The sequence below is a fragment of the Embleya sp. NPDC020630 genome (genome assembly GCF_044334985.1).
Lineage (GTDB): Bacteria > Actinomycetota > Actinomycetes > Streptomycetales > Streptomycetaceae > Embleya.
In genome coordinates this window covers 274,834-292,068 of record NZ_JBIRUB010000003.1, presented here as the reverse complement: position 1 = coordinate 292,068, position 17,235 = coordinate 274,834, and the positions used below count along the sequence as shown (strand labels likewise).

The 17,235-nt window shown below is 72.2% G+C and carries 15 protein-coding genes; 7 read left to right on the top strand and 8 right to left on the bottom strand.

What is annotated here, in order from left to right:
- Positions 1 to 36: 36 nt before the first annotated feature.
- The 3 genes from ACH4XV_RS12755 to ACH4XV_RS12745 form a co-directional block, all read right to left on the bottom strand.
- Positions 37 to 1,827: a protein kinase gene (locus tag ACH4XV_RS12755; RefSeq protein ID WP_395789086.1), complete on the bottom strand. Its 1,791-nt coding sequence runs from the start codon at positions 1,825 to 1,827 to the stop codon at positions 37 to 39.
- A 202-nt stretch (positions 1,828 to 2,029) separates the two neighbouring features.
- Entirely contained in the window at positions 2,030 to 2,860 is an 831-nt protein-coding gene (locus ACH4XV_RS12750) for a hypothetical protein (RefSeq protein ID WP_395789084.1), read from the bottom strand.
- Between the two features lie 7 nt (positions 2,861 to 2,867).
- Complete coding sequence (locus ACH4XV_RS12745) at positions 2,868 to 3,647, bottom strand: alpha/beta hydrolase (RefSeq protein ID WP_395789082.1); 780 nt, start codon at positions 3,645 to 3,647, stop codon at positions 2,868 to 2,870.
- Positions 3,648 to 3,960: 313 nt separating this feature from the next.
- On the opposite strand from ACH4XV_RS12745, the gene ACH4XV_RS12740 reads away from it, so the two are divergent.
- The 4 genes from ACH4XV_RS12740 to ACH4XV_RS12725 all read left to right on the top strand — a co-directional run bounded on the left by ACH4XV_RS12740 (position 3,961) and on the right by ACH4XV_RS12725 (position 7,871).
- Positions 3,961 to 4,827, top strand: coding sequence for a lysophospholipid acyltransferase family protein (locus tag ACH4XV_RS12740; RefSeq protein ID WP_395789080.1), 867 nt, complete (start codon positions 3,961 to 3,963; stop codon positions 4,825 to 4,827).
- Between the two features lie 32 nt (positions 4,828 to 4,859).
- On the top strand, positions 4,860 to 6,008 hold the full coding sequence (gene macS / locus ACH4XV_RS12735) for a MacS family sensor histidine kinase (protein ID WP_395789078.1): 1,149 nt from the start codon (positions 4,860 to 4,862) through the stop codon (positions 6,006 to 6,008).
- Positions 6,005 to 6,709 (top strand): response regulator, encoded by a 705-nt coding sequence (locus ACH4XV_RS12730; protein WP_395789076.1) that lies wholly within the window; start codon positions 6,005 to 6,007, stop codon positions 6,707 to 6,709. Before macS ends, ACH4XV_RS12730 begins: the two co-directional genes overlap by 4 nt.
- Positions 6,710 to 6,845: 136 nt before the next feature.
- Positions 6,846 to 7,871, top strand: coding sequence for a 6-phosphofructokinase (locus tag ACH4XV_RS12725; RefSeq protein ID WP_078977559.1), 1,026 nt, complete (start codon positions 6,846 to 6,848; stop codon positions 7,869 to 7,871).
- Between the two features lie 28 nt (positions 7,872 to 7,899).
- Here ACH4XV_RS12725 and ACH4XV_RS12720 read toward each other — a convergent pair whose 3' ends face one another.
- The 3 genes from ACH4XV_RS12720 to ACH4XV_RS12710 form a co-directional block, all read right to left on the bottom strand.
- On the bottom strand, positions 7,900 to 9,258 hold the full coding sequence (locus ACH4XV_RS12720) for a hypothetical protein (protein WP_395789074.1): 1,359 nt from the start codon (positions 9,256 to 9,258) through the stop codon (positions 7,900 to 7,902).
- A gap of 149 nt (positions 9,259 to 9,407) precedes the next feature.
- On the bottom strand, positions 9,408 to 10,301 hold the full coding sequence (locus ACH4XV_RS12715; RefSeq protein WP_395789072.1) for a phosphotransferase family protein: 894 nt from the start codon (positions 10,299 to 10,301) through the stop codon (positions 9,408 to 9,410).
- 348 nt (positions 10,302 to 10,649) lie between these two features.
- Entirely contained in the window at positions 10,650 to 12,515 is a 1,866-nt protein-coding gene (locus ACH4XV_RS12710; protein ID WP_395789070.1) for an anthranilate synthase family protein, read from the bottom strand.
- 370 nt (positions 12,516 to 12,885) lie between these two features.
- On the opposite strand from ACH4XV_RS12710, the gene ACH4XV_RS12705 reads away from it, so the two are divergent.
- Together ACH4XV_RS12705 and ACH4XV_RS12700 are read left to right on the top strand one after the other, a co-directional pair.
- Entirely contained in the window at positions 12,886 to 14,220 is a 1,335-nt protein-coding gene (locus ACH4XV_RS12705) for a class II 3-deoxy-7-phosphoheptulonate synthase (protein ID WP_380043008.1), read from the top strand.
- A gap of 80 nt (positions 14,221 to 14,300) precedes the next feature.
- Complete coding sequence (locus ACH4XV_RS12700; RefSeq protein WP_395789068.1) at positions 14,301 to 15,326, top strand: threonine aldolase family protein; 1,026 nt, start codon at positions 14,301 to 14,303, stop codon at positions 15,324 to 15,326.
- On the opposite strand, the gene ACH4XV_RS12695 is transcribed toward ACH4XV_RS12700, so the two are convergent.
- Positions 15,327 to 15,644 (bottom strand): bacterioferritin-associated ferredoxin, encoded by a 318-nt coding sequence (locus ACH4XV_RS12695; RefSeq protein WP_395789066.1) that lies wholly within the window; start codon positions 15,642 to 15,644, stop codon positions 15,327 to 15,329.
- A gap of 155 nt (positions 15,645 to 15,799) precedes the next feature.
- Entirely contained in the window at positions 15,800 to 16,282 is a 483-nt protein-coding gene (gene bfr / locus ACH4XV_RS12690) for a bacterioferritin (protein ID WP_078977566.1), read from the bottom strand.
- Between the two features lie 271 nt (positions 16,283 to 16,553).
- Here bfr and ACH4XV_RS12685 point away from each other — a divergent pair, with 271 nt between their 5' ends.
- Positions 16,554 to 17,198 carry a sulfite oxidase-like oxidoreductase gene (locus ACH4XV_RS12685; RefSeq protein WP_380012653.1) on the top strand — a complete coding sequence of 215 codons (645 nt, stop codon included), beginning with the start codon at positions 16,554 to 16,556 and terminating at the stop codon, positions 17,196 to 17,198.
- Positions 17,199 to 17,235 lie beyond the last annotated feature (37 nt).

The following is a 17,235-nucleotide window of genomic DNA, read 5'->3' as shown; positions in this document are numbered from 1 at the left end:
CCCGGATCGTCCCGGACCGCCCGGGACCACCCGGGCTCAGGGCTGGAAGCTCGCCATGAAGCCGGCCAGCAACTCCTGGGTGGCCGGATCGTTCCAGACCGCGTCCGGGGTGTCCATGTAGAGCGAGTAGCCGCGCCCGGACGGCACCGTGAAGCCGAGGTTGAGCACGTGGTGCCGGGTGCCGCTGCCGTAGGTGAAGTGCCAGGCCGCGGCGGGGTAATTCCGGTAGTCGGCCTTCTCGATGCTCACCTTCTGATAGTTGGTGAAGCGACGGCGCACGTCGGGCTCGGCCTGCTTCCAGTCCTCGACCGGGTCGGTCGGTGAACTGGCGACGGTGTCCACGTTGAGCTTGAGGGTGCCCTCGGCGTTGGCGAAGAACTCCTGGCTGTCCTCGGTCTTGACCTTCCGCCACCCGGGCGGCAGGCCGATTTTGTAGCCGGTGGTGGCGCCGGTGTACGGCGTCCAGCCCGCCGGCAGGCCGTCGGTGCCGGTCGGCGGCTGCGGCGAACCCTGGGTCGGAGGTGTGGTCTGCGCGGGCGGCGGCGCCGAATCGCTCGGCGGGGGCGCGGTGTTCGGGGGCCCGGTGAGCTGTCCGCCGACCGGGGCGGTCTCGGCGGCCGGCCCGGGGCTCGACGGTGGCGTCGAACCCGACTGCGGCGAAGGCGAGTCGGAGCCGGCGGCGCCCTTCGCCCGATCGTTCTTGTCGTCGCCGGGAGCGATCAGGAACAGGATCAGCCCGACCACGACGCCGAAGACCACCAGGGCGGCGATGGCGGCCGGCAGCGGCAGCCACGGGAAGGCCCGGGCTGGGCGATCCTCCCGAGCCGGCTTCGGGGGCTTCGCGGGTGGGGCGACGAGCGGGGACACGATCTCCGCCTCGCCCTCGGATATCGCGTCGGGCTCGGGCTCGACGGTCCGCGGCGCGGGTACGGCCACGGGTATCGGCTCCGCCACGGGCAGCAGCGCGGGCGGCAACGCCCGGGTGGCCGCCTGCTCCTCCCGGATCTCGCGCAGCGCGTCGCGCAACATCGCCTCGGTCTCGGCCGCGTCCGGCCGCCGGGCCGGATCGCGCGCCAACAGCGCCTGCAACACCGGATCGAGCGGGCCCGCGTGCTTGGCCGGCACCGGGTCCTCGCTGACGATCGCGGTCAACGTGGCGAGCGGCGTGGAGCGTTCGAAGGGGGCCTTGCCCTCGACGGCCGCGTACAGCGTCGCGCCGAGCGACCACAGGTCGGAGGCCGCGGTGGGGCTCAGGCCCCGAGCCCGCTCCGGCGGGATGTACGCGGGGGCGCCCAGCACCACGCCCGACTGGGTCACCGACGAGTCGCCCTCGACCACCGCGATGCCGAAGTCGCTGAGCACGGCCCGGCCGTCGGGGGTGATCAGCACATTGCCCGGTTTGACGTCACGGTGCAGGATCCCGGCCGCGTGCGCCGTGCGCAGCGCGTCGATCATGGCCAGGCCGATCTCGGCCACCGCCTCGGCGGCCATCGGCCCATCGCCCCGGATCACCTCGGCGAGCGAGCGCGAGGGGACCAACTCCATGACGATCCACGGCCGATCGTCCTCCTCGACCACGTCGTAGACGCGCACCACCGAGGGATGACTCAGCCGTGCGGCGGCGCGCGCCTCACGGGCGGCGCGCTCGCGCAGCCGGGCCCGTTCGGTGTCGTCGGCGCCCGGTTGCGGCAACATCTCCTTCACCGCGACCTCGCGTCCCAGGACCTGGTCCCGAGCTCGCCAGACCGCACCCATGCCCCCGCGCCCCAGTCGCTCGGCGAGCAGATAGCGCCCGCCGACCAGGCGTCCCTCGTTGTCCGCGTCCACGCAAGGAAGGTACCCGGCCGGGGACTTCCGATGTGGCATGACGCCCCGTCAGAACCGGTCGGGATCAAGCCGAATCACGCCGAAACGGGTCATCCGACGTCGTCCGACGCGGCGGACCCGTCGCCGACTCCAGCCACAATGCCGTCTCCGGCTCGGACCGCCGCGCCCGTCGCCGGGTCAGACCACAGCGCTCGTGGCCGGCTCAGACCACCGCACCGTCGTCGGGGTCGTCCTCGTCCCGATCCCGCCGCATCCGCGCCACCAGCGCGACGAAACCGCCGGTGAACGCGGCGAACGCGGCGAACGAGGTCCACGGTCCGACCGCGCGGCCGAGCAGCACCGACACGAGGAGGTAGAGCGGCCCGCCGATCAGCGCGATCCAGGCGATCTTGGTGGCCGCGTCGGTCTTGGGCAGCGGAGGCGGCGGAGGCGGCACGAAGTGCTCGTCGGGGTCCTCGTCCAACTCGTTGATCACCGGCGGCCCCGGCGGCGCGAGCGAGTAGTCGCGCGGCCCCGCCGCGGTGGGCAGGCCGACCTTGAACGAGCCGTCGGCCGGCCCGTCCGCTCCCGGTCGCTCGCCGCCCAGGTCCTCGGCCACCGGCCAGCGCGGCACCGGGTCGGCGACCTCGTTGTCGAAGGACGCGACGATCTGCGCCCACACCTCGTCGTCGCCCGGCCGCTCGGCGGGCGCCTCGGCATCGTGGTTCGCCGGTTCGGCCGGCTGTGCCAGGGGCGGCTCCACCGAAGGGATGTCGGCGGGTCCGGCCGTCGGCTCCTTGGCCCGCGCGCGCGGCGAGGACGGCTCGGTCAACGAACGCAGGATGGCCCGCGCCCGCGACGTCGCCGCCGCGTCCACCCACAGGCGCTCGATCTGCTCGGGCTCCTCGTCCGGATCCCGGGGCTCCAGCGTCGAGACGTACGCCGCCACCCCCGCGTCCCGCAGGGCGACCAGCATCACGTCCGCCGCCTCGGGATCGAGGTCGGTCAGGGGCTTGAAGGACTCCGCGTCGAGTCCGTTGCCACGTCCGCGCACCGTTCGTTCAGTCCCTCTCGGCCGTCTCCGGGGTCCGCGCGTCCGGCGCGAGCCGGCGTACGAACTCCAGGCTGGATGCGAAGATCCGTTCCGCGTCGTGGTCGAGCGTCGCCACGTGATAGCTGTCGTTGAGCAGGACGTCGGTGACGTCCGTGGAGGAGATCCTGGCCAACACCGTCTCGGAGTTGGCCGGCGAGACCACGTGATCGTGCGGGCTGTGCAGGAGCAGCACCGGCTGGGTCACCTGCGGCAGGTCGGCGCCGACCACCCGCCAGAACCGGGACAGCGAGTAGGCGGCCTTCACCGGCGTACGCGCGTAGGCGAGCTCGACCGAGCCCTCCTTGCGGATGTCGGAGGCGATGCCGGCCACCGACGGTATGACGTGCCGCAACACCGGCAGCAGGCGCACCTTCGGATCGTCGGCCTGTACGGACGGGTTCACCAGGACCAGCCCCGCCACCTTGTCGCCGTGCTGCTCGGCGAGCCGCAGGGCCAGTCCGCCGCCCATCGACAGACCCATCACGAACACCGTGTCGCAGCGCTCGCGCAGCCGGTCGAACGCGCGGTCCACGGCGGCGTACCAGTCGTGCCACGTGGTCAGGTTCATGTCCTGCCACCGGGTGCCGTGACCGGGCAGCAGCGGCAGCGACACGGTCAGCCCCGCCTCGGCGAGGTGTCGGGCCCACGGCCGCAACGACTGCGGCGTGCCGGTGAACCCGTGGCACAGCAGGACGCCCACCGGACCGCCGTCGTGGTGGTCGGGCTCGGCACCGGGCAGGATCGACACCAACGGGCTCCTTCGGGCGACGGGCTGGGCGGGGCGAGCCGACCGGATGGGCGCCACGGGGGGTGGCGACCGCCGGCCGACGGCGGTACAGGTTCCATAACGGGGTCGGGAGGCGAGTGGTTCCGCCCCTCACCCCCAACACCTGGGCGCTCTCGAATCGTCCCACGGGCGTGCGCGATGCGTACAGCGGCGTGACGCCGGGCCCCGACGGCTTGCCGGCCCCGAGCCCGGGCGCCGGCGACAACTCCCGTACCCCGGTCCCGGCCGGGAGCGATGCTCTAGGGTTCGTCCTGTTCCCAGGAGGAGGTCAGGGTTGTTCTACCGGCTGATGAAAATGATCGTCGGCCCCGTATTGAGGCTCTTCTTCCGCCCCTGGGTGGAGGGTCAGGAGCACATCCCGGACCGGGGCCCGGCCATTTTGGCGAGCAACCACCTCTCGTTCTCGGACTCGTTCTTCCTGCCCGTGGTCGTCCCGCGCCGGATCACCTTCCTGGCCAAGTCGGACTACTTCACCGGCCGGGGGGTCAAGGGCCGGCTCACCGCCGCGTTCTTCAAGGGCGTGGGCCAGCTGCCCGTGGACCGCAGCGGCGGCCGGGCGAGCGAGGCCGCGCTGAACGCCGGGCTCAAGGTGCTGCGCGAGGACCACCTGTTCGGCATCTACCCGGAGGGCACCCGCTCGCCGGACGGTCGGCTGTACCGGGGCAAGACCGGGATCGCCCGGCTGGCGCTGGAGTCGGGCGCGCCGGTGATCCCGGTCGCGATGATCGACACCGAGAAGATCCAGCCGCCCGGCAAGATCGTGCCGAAGATCATGCGGGTGGGCATCCGGATCGGCGAGCCGCTGGACTTCTCCCGATACGAGGGCATGGAGGACGACCGCTTCATCCTGCGCGCGATCACCGACGAGATCATCTACGCGCTGATGGAGTTGTCCGGCCAGGAGTACGTGGACGTGTACGCGGCCGACGCCAAGAAGCGCATCGACGAGGCGCGCAAGCAGGCGGCGGCGGCCAAGGCGGCCGAGAAGGACGCCGAGAAGGCCGCGGAACAGGACGCCGGGCGGGGCGCCGAGCAGGCTTCGGGGCAGGACACCGGGAAGGGTACGGACCGGGCCGCCGACCCCGGCGTCGCGTCCGGGGCGAACGACGACTCGGGCGGCTCCGGCCGACCCGCCGGCTGACCGGGTCCGCCCGGCACCTCTGGGGGGTTCGGATGGGGGTCGAACAGTCGCTGTGGCGGGCGCTGACGGTCTATCGCACGCTCGCCCTCGTCTACGCGATCGCGCGCTACGCCCAGGTCGCGGACGAGTACGAACACCCGGTCGGCGGGTGGGCCGTCATGGCGCTGCTCGTGGTGTGGACGGCGGTGACCGCGTACGGCTTCCGCGACCCCAGGTTCCGTGAGCCGCCCTGGTTGATCGTCGACCTCTGCGTCGCGGCCGGATGCCTGCTCTCCACCCGCTGGCTGGACGATCCCGAGCGGGTCGCCCAGGGCACGATGACGCTGCCCACGGTGTGGGCCTCGGCGCCGGTGTTGGCGTGCGCGATCAAGGGCGGCTGGAAGACGGGCTCGGTGGCGGCGCTGACGATAGGCGCCGCCGACACCCTCGAACGCGGCGCGCTCACCGCCGACAACCAGCACAACATCGTGCTGTTGCTGCTCGCGGGCGGCGCGGTCGGCTACGTCGTGGAGATCGCCCGGGTCAGCGAGAAGGCGCTGACCCGCGCGCTGCAACTGGAGGCCGCCACCCGCGAACGCGAACGATTGGCGCGGGACATCCACGACAGCGTGCTCCAGGTGCTCGCCCTGGTACAGCGCCGGGGCGCCGAACTCGGCGGCGAGGCGGCGGGACTCGGCCGGTTGGCCGGCGAGCAGGAGGTGGCGCTGCGGCAGTTGATCTCGGCGACGCCCGCCCGGGTCGAATCGGCCGACCTGCCCGGTTCCGGCGCGGACGGCGACCCGGCCCGGCAGGACCTGCGGGTGCTGCTCGGCGGCTTCGCCGGGGCACGGGTGACCGTGTCCTCGCCCGGCACGCCCGTGCTGCTGCCGACGCCCGCGGCGCGCGAGGTGACCGCGGCGGTCTCCGCTGCCCTGGACAACGTGCGTCGGCACGCGGGTGAGCGGGCGCAGGCGTGGATCCTGCTGGAGGACGAGCCGGACGAGATCGTGGTCAGCGTCCGGGACGACGGTCCGGGCATCGAACCCGGCCGACTCGAGGCGGCCCGGGCCCAGGGGCGGCTGGGCGTGGCCCAGTCGATCGAGGGCCGGGTGCGCGATCTCGGCGGCACCGTGGTGTGGTCGTCGGTGACGGGAGAAGGCACCGAACTGGAGTTCCGGGTGCCGAGGCAGGGGAGCGGATGAACGACACGAACACGGACACACCGACCGACGAGACACCGGCCGCCGCGCTGCGCGTGCTGGTCGTGGACGACCACCCGATGTGGCGCGAGGCGGTGGCGCGCGACCTCGCGGCGGCGGGCTACGACGTGGTCGCCACCGCCGGGGACGGCCCCGAGGCGGTCCGCCGGGCCCGGGCCACCTCGCCGAACGTGGTGATCCTGGACCTGAACCTGCCCAAGCTGCCGGGGGTCGAGGTGGCCCGCGAACTGGTCCGCCACGATCGGGCGGTGCGCATCCTGGTGTTGTCCGCCAGCGGTGAGCAGGAGGACGTCCTGGAGGCGGTCAAGGCCGGCGCGACCGGATACCTGGTCAAGTCCGCGAGCCGCGAGGAGCTGGTCGACGCGGTGCGCCGGACCGCCGTCGGAGACCCGGTGTTCACCCCCGGGCTGGCCGGCCTGGTGCTCGGCGAGTTCCGCCGGATGGCCACCGATCCGCCGCGCCGGGACGCGGCGGGCGGCCCGACCGCGCCGCGGCTGACCGACCGGGAGACCGAGGTGTTGCGCATGGTCGCCAAGGGGCTGTCGTACAAGCAGATCGCGGAGCGCCTGTTCCTGTCCCACCGCACGGTGCAGAACCACGTCCAGAACACCTTGAACAAGCTGCAACTGCACAACCGGGTCGAACTGGTCCGCTACGCCATCGAGAAGGGCCTGGACGACTAGGTCCTGTCCGGGACGCGATCAAGCCGACTCGATCAAGTCGGGTACCTCGAACGGGTGGTGGGAAGAGTCGAGGTGGCTTCTCGCAGCGGTAGCGTGGGCCGCGAATCGTGCCGGACGGAAGAAATCGGAGATTTCGATGCGTGTCGGAGTACTGACCGGCGGCGGCGACTGCCCGGGTCTCAACGCGGTGATCCGGGCGGTCGTCCGCAAGGGCGTCCAGGACTACGGGTACGAATTCATCGGCTTTCGGGACGGCTGGCGCGGTCCGCTCGAAGGCGACACGATGCCGCTCGACATCAAGGCGGTACGCGGGATCCTGCCGCGTGGCGGAACCATCCTCGGCTCGTCCAGGACCAACCCGATCAAGGTCGATCGCGGCATCGAGCGGATCCGGGAGAACCTGGGCAAGTTCGAGGTGGACGCGCTCGTGGCGATCGGCGGCGAGGACACCCTCGGCGTGGCGACCCGGCTGCACGAGCACGACGTCAAGGTCGTCGGTGTGCCCAAGACCATCGACAACGATCTGAACGCGACCGACTACACGTTCGGCTTCGACACCGCGGTCAACATCGCCACCGAGGCGATCGACCGCCTGCACACCACCGCCGAATCGCACCGCCGGGTGCTGATCGTCGAGGTGATGGGCCGGCACGCGGGCTGGATCGCGATCCACTCCGGCATGGCCGGCGGTGCCAACGTGATCCTGATCCCCGAGCAGAACTTCGACGTCGAGGAGGTCTGCGCCTGGGTGGACAGCCGGTTCCGCACCAACTACGCGCCGATCATCGTGGTTGCCGAGGGCGCCATCCCGCTGGCCGGTCAGATGGTGACCAAGGACCAGACGCTGGACGCGTTCGGCCACGTCAAGCTGTCCGGGATCGGCGACTGGCTGGCCTCGGAGATCGAGAAGCGCACCGGACACGAGGCGCGCACCACCGTGCTGGGCCACGTGCAACGCGGCGGCACGCCCACCGCGTTCGACCGCTGGCTGGCCACCCGGTTCGGGTTCCACGCGATCGACGCGGTCAACGCGGGCGAATGGGGCCGGATGGTCGCGCTGCGCGGGACCGACGTGGTCACCGTGCCGCTGGAGGCGGCCACGCGCGAGCTGAAGACCGTGCCGCCGGCGCTGTACGAAGAGGCGAAGGTGCTGTTCGGCTGAGGCCGTGCCGGCGCGCCGGAGTCGGGCGTCAGGCGTCGGGCCCGAGCGGGGTCCCGGCGCCCTGCCGGCGGTTCTTGCGGGCGAAGTACACGATGGTGGCGCCGAGGGCCGCGAGGGTGATCCAGATCGCGACGGTGGCGAACGTGAACGTGTCGTCGTGGTCCTCCCGGCGCTGCCCGGCGGCCGAGTCCGGGGCGGTCGGCGGCAGTTCGGGCCGCAGCGTGGGCGCGCGCGTAGGCCCGCCGGGGTTGGGCACGTGGAGCACCTGGTAGTCGCTGCGCGAGGAGAGGTCGGGGCCCACCCCGTTCGGGGCCGCGCCGCCGGCCAGTACGGCGAGGTCGCCGCCCGCCACCGGCGAGCCGGCCGGGATCGATACGCGGAGCGAGATGGTCGCGAACTCGCCAGGCGGAAGCTGCCGTTGGCCGTCCCACGGCTTGGGCGTCAGCGCACCGGCGAGGTGCGCGTCGCGGCCGTTGGCGGGGTCGGTGAGCACCTGGAGCGACACCGGACTCCAGCCCCGGTCGTAGGAGTCGTACACCTCGACCATCAACTGCCGCGGGGTGATCGGGGACTGGCCGGTGGTGAACACCACTTCCGGCCGCACGCCGGGGATGATCCGGCCGGTGTCGTTGGTGAAGGTGACCTTGAACTCGGCCGCGCCGCCGCCGGCCTGGAGCCGACCGGGCACACCGACGAGGTTGAACGTCGGCCCGTCCCCGCGCCGCGCCGTGGGGAACGTCTTCGCGACACCGCCGGACCGGTCCGGGCCCGCGTTCGGCACGGACGGCGAGCGGGTCTCGTCCGGGGACGGTGGGCGCGTGGGCGCGCTGCCGTCCGGCCCGAGCAGCGCGGCGTCGACGGCGAAGCCTCGGGTGAAGCGCGGCTCGTCGCCGGCGCTCGGGGAGTGGCTTCGTCCGCCCATGGAGACCTGGACGAACTGCGTCGGAACGTTCGCCGCGATCGTGAACCGCATATGGAACTCGACGCTCGCGCCGGGTGCGAGTCGACCCGAGGTCTCGGTGCTCGCGCCCGCGCCGGGGAACGGCAGCGACGCCGAGCCGAGCGTGCCCAGGGCCCTGAGCACCCAGGTGCCGCGGACCGGGTCGAGGACCTCCAGGCGCACCTGCTCCGGGGCGATCCCCCGATCCCCGCCGATCGACACCTCGGGCTCCAGGAGCAGCGGGGTCGGACCGGCGTTGCGCATCGTCGCGGTGATCTCGACGGGAACGGCCGGCCGGATCCGGTCCGGCACCCCGGTCAGCTCGACCTGCCCGTCGGCCGCCGGCACCTCCGCCGCCGGAGCGGTGGGGACCGGCACGGCGCCGGCCGGCGGCGACCCGAGCAGCACGAGGAACGCCGTCGAGGCGAGACAGCGACGCAGACGCATGCGGGGTACCCGTCGTAGGAAGGAGCCTGTTCGACCGAATGTACGAACGGCCGGAGCCTACCGGGCGGTAGACCGTCGGACCCAGGGGATATCCGGGCAGCCTGGTCGGCGGCCTCGCCGGCGGGGGATGGGCCCAGGGGTGGCGGGGGTCAGTCCAGTGTCGAGCGGCGGCGCGAACCGACGGGGCGGGTGAGGCAGGCGCGGCGGTGGGTCCGGGCGGCGCGGGCCTCGGCCAGAGCGGTCAGACGGGCGTTCCAGGGGGCGGCGTCGGCGGCGCCGATACCGCGCGAGCACTGGTTGGTGGCGGCGAACACGAAGGTCTCCATCGCCTCCCGCGAGACGGTGCGCCAGCACGCGAAGCGGTCCGCCCAGGACGCCGCCTGTTCGGCGGTGTGGCCCTCGTCCATCAGCCGGCCGGCGACCATGGTGACCTCGATCCAGGCCGGGCCGCGGGCCGGTTGGGCCCAGTCGACCAGGTACGCGCGCGGCCCCCGGTCGCCGATCAGCACGTTGTGCGGATGCAGATCGGTGTGCAACAGGCTTTCCCCACGCAGCAGTTCGAGTTGACGGTGGGTCAACAGCGAACGCCAGCGGTCCTCGATCCGCGGCAGCGGCAGGTCTCGTACGGCGACCCGGCCGAGTCGGCGCAGCGCGTCGGCGACCAGCGGCAGATCGGCGGTGCCCGGCGCGAAGTCGGCGTGTCGGCCGGTGATGTGGTCGAAGCCGAGCAACACCCAGTCGTCCAGCCGCACCTCCCAGCGCAGCCGGGGCGCGACGGTGTGCACATGCGGCGCGACCCGGACCTCGATCCCCTGCTGCGGGGCGGCCGGATGATCGCGCGGAACACCCTTGACGAAGAAGCGTGATCGTTCGGTGGTCACCGTGGCGGCGAACTCGCAGTTGAATCCGGCCCACACCGTGGCGACCCCCAGCACGCGCCCCGCACACCGTTCGACCGCGGCGCGCGCGTCGGTGGGCAGTGCGTCCCACGGAGTGCGCGGCGCCGTATGGAAGTTCGGCGGCGGGGGCGGCGAATCAGCCATCTGCGTCCGGTGGCGAGGGGGGCAGCGGGCGCGGTCCGCCGAAGGTGACTCCACACTTGCGACAGCGCTTGCGACCGCTCCAGTCGACGGGGTCGTGCGGCGGACAATCGGAGCCCACGGGAACCCCCTCCACTGGGATCGGTCAACGAACGGGGTCGAGCATCCTCCGTCGTACCGCGGCGAGCAACGCGATTATGTTCGCATGCCGGTGCGACACCGGAGGCGTACCCGCCGGAACCGCGCCCCCGTGAGCGACCCGGCGCCCGACCGCGCGCCGCCCGGCGCGGACCGGGTGTCCACCCGGCCCGCGCCCGCCGTCGGCGCCCACCCGCGGTGCCCTCGCGGCGCTCACAATCCGGCGAGCAGCTCCCGCATGATGGCCAGGCCGTTGTGGGTGAGTACCGACTCGGGGTGGAACTGCACCCCCGCCAGCCGCATCCGGCTCGACCGCAGCGCGTGCACCCGGCCGCTGAACGAGTCCGCGGCGAACTCCACGTTGGGCACCCCGGCGGTCGGCCGCAGCGCGGTGAACGCGTTGTAGAAGCCGACCCGTTCCGGTCGGCCGAACAGGTCGATGGTCTCCTGCTTGCCCTGGTACGGCCGCTGTTCGCGGATCAGTTCCAGGCCCAACTCGTGGGCGAGCAACTGGTGTCCCAAGCAGACCGCGAGCAGCGGGGCGCTCGCGTCGAGCCGGGTCCGCAACAACGCGCCCATCAGCCGGATCTTGCGGTGCGCGGTGTCCCGGGGATCACCCGGCCCGGGACCGAGCACGACCAGGTCGGCGGTGCGCACCCGCCGCGAGGTGACGTCGTCGTGCGACCTGACCTCGACCCGCAGGCCCAGCGTGCGCAACACGTGCGCGAGCATCGCGGTGAAGGTGTCCTCGCCGTCCACCACCAGGACGTGCCGCCCCGCCAGCTCCGGCGCGCGCAGCGCGTGCCCGTCCCTCGGCCGCAACCAGAACGGGGCGAGCGCGGCATTACGCTCCGCCAGTACCGCGTGCACCTCGGGATCGGCCGCGAGCGCCGTGTTCCCGGCGACCCCGGCGGCCGGTACCACGCCGAGCGCGGCCAGCACCCCCGCCGCCTTCGCGTGTGTCTCGGCCACCTCGTTCTCGGGCGTGGAGTGCCGGACCAGGGTCGCGCCCGCGGGCACCCGCAGGCCGCCGTCGGGGGTGATGTACGCGGTCCGGATCAGGATCGGCGCGTCCAGGGTGCGTCGCCCCTCCCCGTCGCGCCCGATCAGCGCGAGTACGCCCGAGTAGTAGCCGCGCCCGGTCGGCTCGTGCCGACGGATCACCCGGCACGCGTTCTCCAGCGGGCTGCCGGTCACCGTCGGCGCGAACATGGTGCCGCGCAGCACGGTGCCCACGTCGTGCGAGGTGACCCCGCGCAGCAGGTATTCGGTGTGCGTGAGGTGGCCCATCGGCTTGAGGAAGGGGCCCTCCACCGCGCCGCCGAGGTCGCACACCTCGCTCATCATCTTCAGTTCCTCGTCGACGACCATGAACAGCTCGTCGATCTCCTTCGGATCACGCAGGAAGGCCAGCAGCCCCTCGCGCGAGGGCCCCTCGGCGGGATGCCGATACGTTCCGCTGATCGGATTCATCACCACCTCGCCGCCGATCGAGCTGACGTGCCGCTCGGGGCTGGCGCCGACCAGGGTCAGCTCGCCGGTGTGGATCAGGTAGGTCCAGTACGCGCCGCTCTCCCGGGTCAGCAGCCGGTGCAGCAGGGTGCCCGCGGAGGCCGGCGTGTAGTCCTCGATGTGGTCGCAGTAGTCGCGGCGGATGACGAAGTTGGCGCCCTCGCCCCGGCCGATCTCCTCCTCGATCACCCGCTTGACGATCACGGCGTAGCTCTCGTCGTCCACGTCGAAACCGCCGCCGCGCAGCGCGACCGGCACCCGCGGCAGCGCGGCCAGCACCTCGGCCAGGGGCAGCTCGTGCTGCTCGGTGACCCGCAGGCAGCGCAGCGGCGTGCCGTCCTCGCGGTACTCGAACCCGCGCTCGCGGATCTGCCCGTACGGCACCAGGGCGAGCAGTTCGTGCCCGGGCCCGTCGCCGGCGGCCGGCAGCGGCAGCGCGTCGAGGCCGGGCGCGTCGACGATCTCGCCGGTCAGGAGTTCGACCACGGACGAGTTCTCGCGCCGGATCAGCGCGAACGGCGGCGGGGCGGCGCAGAACAGCGGGGACAGGACGTCGGCGGTGCGCATGGGTGCTCCTCGGTCGAGAGAGACGCCCTCCCGACCGGGCGATCCGCCGGTTGTCCGTCCGGCTCGGGCGGGTGTGCCGCCGGGTCCGGGACAAACAAAGGGCCGCCCTGCCGGGCGGCCGTCGGATCGTGGGGTGATCGCGAAGTCAGTGGGCCGCCGCAGGGACGGGCCACCAGGAGTGCCGATGGAAGCTGATCGCGATCACGCCCGAATCCTAGTGCCTCGACCGCGCGGGGTCACCGCTTTCCGGCGGGGTTCGCCGCTTCCCGGGGATTCGCGCCGGGCACCGGGCGCACCGGGCCCGATGCTCGGCGTCTCGCTCTCCGGGCGCCGGCCTCAATCGGGTTGCCACTCCGCTTAGTCTTGAGCGGTGACCCTGAACGACATCGAATCCTGGCGAACCCTCCCGGCGGCGCAACAGCCCGAGTGGCCGGACAACGAGGCCCTGGGCTCCGCCCTCGCGGACCTCCGTTCCTATCCGCCGCTCGTCTTCGCCGGCGAGTGCGACCAGCTTCGTGGTCGGCTCGCGTCGGTGGCCAAGGGCGAAGCGTTCCTGCTCCAGGGCGGCGACTGCGCCGAGACCTTCGCCGGCAACACCGCCGACGCGATCAAGAACAAGCTCAAGACGCTGCTGCAGATGGCCGTCGTGCTGACCTACGCGGCCTCGGTGCCGGTGGTCAAGGTCGGCCGGATGGCCGGGCAGTACTCCAAGCCGCGCTCCAGCGGCACCGAGACCCGCGACGGGGTGACCCTGCCGTCCTACCGGGGCGACGCGGTCAACGAGCTGGCCTTCACCGAGGCCGCCCGCATGCCGGATCCCGAGCGGCTCAAGCGCATGTACCACTCGTCCTCGGCGACGCTGAACCTGGTGCGCGCGTTCACCACGGGCGGCTACGCCGACCTGCGCCAGGTGCACGCCTGGAACCAGGACTTCGTCGCGCTCTCGCCCTCCGGCGAGCGCTACGAGCGGCTCGCGGCCGAGATCGACGGCGCGATGCGCTTCATGCACGCGTGCGGGACCGACCCCGAGGAATTCCGCACCGTGGAGTTCTACGCCAGCCACGAGGCGCTGATCCTGGACTACGAGGACGCGCTCACCCGGGTCGACTCGCGCACCGGCGACCTGTACGACGTGTCCGGCCACATGGTGTGGATCGGTGAGCGCACCCGGCAGCTCGACGGCGCGCACATCGAGTTCGCCTCCCGGATCCGCAACCCGATCGGCGTCAAGCTCGGCCCGACCACCTCTCCCGAGGACGCGCTCGCGCTGATCGACAAGCTCGACCCGAACCGCGACCCGGGCCGGCTGACCTTCATCGTCCGCATGGGCGCGGGCAAGGTCCGGGACAACCTCCCGGCCCTGGTGGAGAAGGTGGCCGCGGCCGGCGCGCAGCCGGTGTGGGTGTCCGACCCGATGCACGGCAACACGTTCGAGGCGTCCAGCGGGCACAAGACCCGTCGCTTCGACGACGTCCTCGACGAGGTCAAGGGCTTCTTCGAGGTGCACCGCGCGCTCGGCACACACCCGGGCGGCATCCACGTCGAGCTGACCGGCGACGACGTCACGGAGTGCGTGGGCGGCGGCGACGAGATCTTCGTCGACGACCTGCACCAGCGCTACGAGACCGCGTGCGACCCGCGGCTGAACCGCAGCCAGTCGCTCGACCTGGCCTTCCTGGTCGCGGAGATGTACCGCAAGAGCTGATCCGGCCCGACCCACACGCCCCGAGGGCGGACCCTCCGACCGGAGGATCCGCCCTCGACGGCGTCTGTAATGCTGCCGCCATGACCTTCACCGACCTGCGCAGCGATACCGTCACCAAGCCCGGCCCCGCGATGCGCGCGGCGATGGCCGCCGCCGAGGTGGGCGACGACGTCTACGCCGAGGACCCGACCGTCCGGGCCCTGGAGGAGTACGTCGCCGACCTGTTCGGGCAGCCGTTCGCGCTGTTCACGCCGACCGGCGTGATGGCCAACCAGCTGGCCGTACGGCTGGCCGTCCCGGCGGGCGGCGAGCTGGTCCTGGACGCCGACGCGCACATCGTCGCGCACGAGGACGGCGCGGCGTCGGCACAGGGCGGCGTCCAGACCCGGACCACGCTCAGCCCGCGCGGCCTGCTCGACCCGGCCGACCTGGCCCGGTTGATCCGGGTCGGCAACCCGTACACGGTCGGCACCGACCTGGTCGCGGTCGAGCAGACGCACAACCGGGGCGGCGGCTCGGTGTACCCGCTGGAGCAGCTGACCGCGATCCGCGAGCTGGTGAGCGGATATGGCCTGCCGCTGCACTGCGACGGCGCGCGGATCTGGAACGCGCACGTGGCCACCGGCACCCCGCTGCGCAGTTATGGGGCGCTGTTCGACTCGCTCAGTGTGTGTCTGTCCAAGGGGCTCGGCGCGCCGGCCGGGTCGGTGCTGATGCTGCCCGCGGAGTACGAGGCGGAGGCGCGGCGGATGCGGCACCGGATGGGCGGCGGCATGCGTCAGGCGGGCATTCTCGCCGCGGGCGGCCGGTACGCCGTGGAGCACCACGTCGAGCGGCTGGCCGAGGACCACGAGCACGCGCGGGAGCTGGCCGGGCTGTTGCGCGACGCGGGCTTCGCGGTGGCCGACCCGGAGACCAACATCGTGCTGGTCGAACTGGGGGAGCGGCAGCCGGACGCGGCCACGATCGCCGAGCGCTGCCGGGCGGAGGGGGTGCTGGTATCGGCGTTCGGGCCGAGGCTGGTGCGCCTGGTCACCCACATGGACGTGGACGCGGCCGGTTGCGCGCGCGCCGCGACGGCGATCGTGCAGGCGGCGAAGGGCTGATCAGGCGGCGGAGTGCCGGCGAAGCGGGACCACGTTGTCGGGCAGGGCCGCGGCGACGACGGTCGGCATCGGCAGCGCGACGGGCTCGACGGTGCTCTCGCACGCGGTCGCGCAGGTGTCCGCCTCGCCGCACAGCTCGCGCCGCCGGCGTCGGGACTCGTCGCGGGGCAACATCGCGGTGATGCTCTTGACGCACCGGCCGCAGTCGGTGCCCGCGCCGCCGCAGGACTGGGCGATTTCGCGCATGGTGCGGGCGCCGTCGGCTATCCGGTCGTTGACCTGACGGTCGGTGACACCGAAGCACATGCAGACGTACACGGAGATTTCCCCCCAGCGGCGAGGTTACTTAGGTAAGGGTAACCTCAGGGCTCGCCGGGGGGAATACCGGGTGATCGGTGACACAAGCCCCGATCGCTCGTGCGCTTCGGGTCGGGGCTCGGTCGGCTCGCGCTCGGCGCTCGGCCGGCTCCCGGTCAGCTCTCGTTGGGCTGCTTGAGCAGGCCCGCGATGTAGAGCTGCTCGCCCACCTCGGAGAGCAGGCCGAGCTGCGTCTCCAGGTAGTCGACGTGCTCTTCCTCGTCGGCCAGGATGTCCTCGAAGATGTTGGCCGACGTCACGTCGCCCTTCTCGCGCATCAGCGGGATCCCGCGCCGCAGCCGCTCCACGGCCTCCATCTCCACCGCCAGGTCGGCGCGGAACATCTCCTCCAGGTTCTGGCCGATCCGCAGCGCGTTCAGGCGCTGGTAGTTCGGCAGGCCCTCCAGCATCAGGATGCGGTCGGTGAGCCGTTCGGCGTGCTTCATCTCGTCGATCGACTCGTGGCGGGTCCAGGCCGCGAGCTTGATGTAGCCCCGGTGCTCCTGCATCTTCGCGTGCAGGAAGTACTGGTTGATCGCGGTGAGTTCCGCCGTGAGCTGTTCGTTCAGGAGCTCGATGATCTGCGGGTCACTGTGCATCGCGACGCACCTTCCGGTGTGGGACGGGCTGTGAACATGGGAGACGTGGGGGAACCCCGGGCACACGTGGGGCAGGAGTTCCTCCGAATCCTGTCACTTTTGGTAGTACTTCCGCCACGAAGGGCAGCCTTGCCTTCCAATGTCGAACATGTCCTGCCGCGTGCCTCCTGCCCGCCGGTCTCGGGCGGCGCCGGAAAACGGGTCGGTCCGCGGCTTCGGCGCCGGCAGGGGCGGTCGAGAGTCGGTCGGGGCGTCTGGGACCATGTGAGGTATGGGGCATACGGAAGCGGCACAAGGTGGGACCGAGGCTCCGGATCGCGATCCGCGACTTCCGCCGGGCCAGCGGATCCAGCGCGGCTGGCCCGTTCTGCACTACGGACCCGTCCCGCGGTTCAAGCCCGAGATCTGGGACTTCCGCGTCTTCGGCGCGACCGCCTCGGGGGAGAAGCACTGCTGGAACCACGACGAGTTCTCGGCGCTGCCGCACGAGACCGTGGTCGCCGACTTCCACTGTGTGACCAAGTTCAGCATGCTGGGCAACGAGTGGACCGGGCTGACCATAGCCAAGCTGATGGAGATCGCCCCGCCCGCGCCGGAGGTCACCCACGCGATGGTGTGGGCGGAGTACGGCTTCAGCTCGAACCTGCGCATGTTCGACTTCGCGAGCGACCAGACGATCCTGGCCACTCACCACAACGGCGAGCCGCTGACCGCCGAGCACGGCTTCCCGGTCCGGCTGATCGTGCCGCACCTGTACGCCTGGAAGGGCCCCAAGTGGGTGCGCGGGATCGAGTACATGGTCGCCGACAAGCGCGGCTTCTGGGAGGAGCGGGGCTACCACAACATCGGTGACCCGTGGCAGGAGCAGCGCTACTCCTACCAGGAGGAGACCGGCCAGGGCCCCGCGCTGACCTGAGCCGAACCCGCCCGGACCCCGCGCACACCCGAAGGCC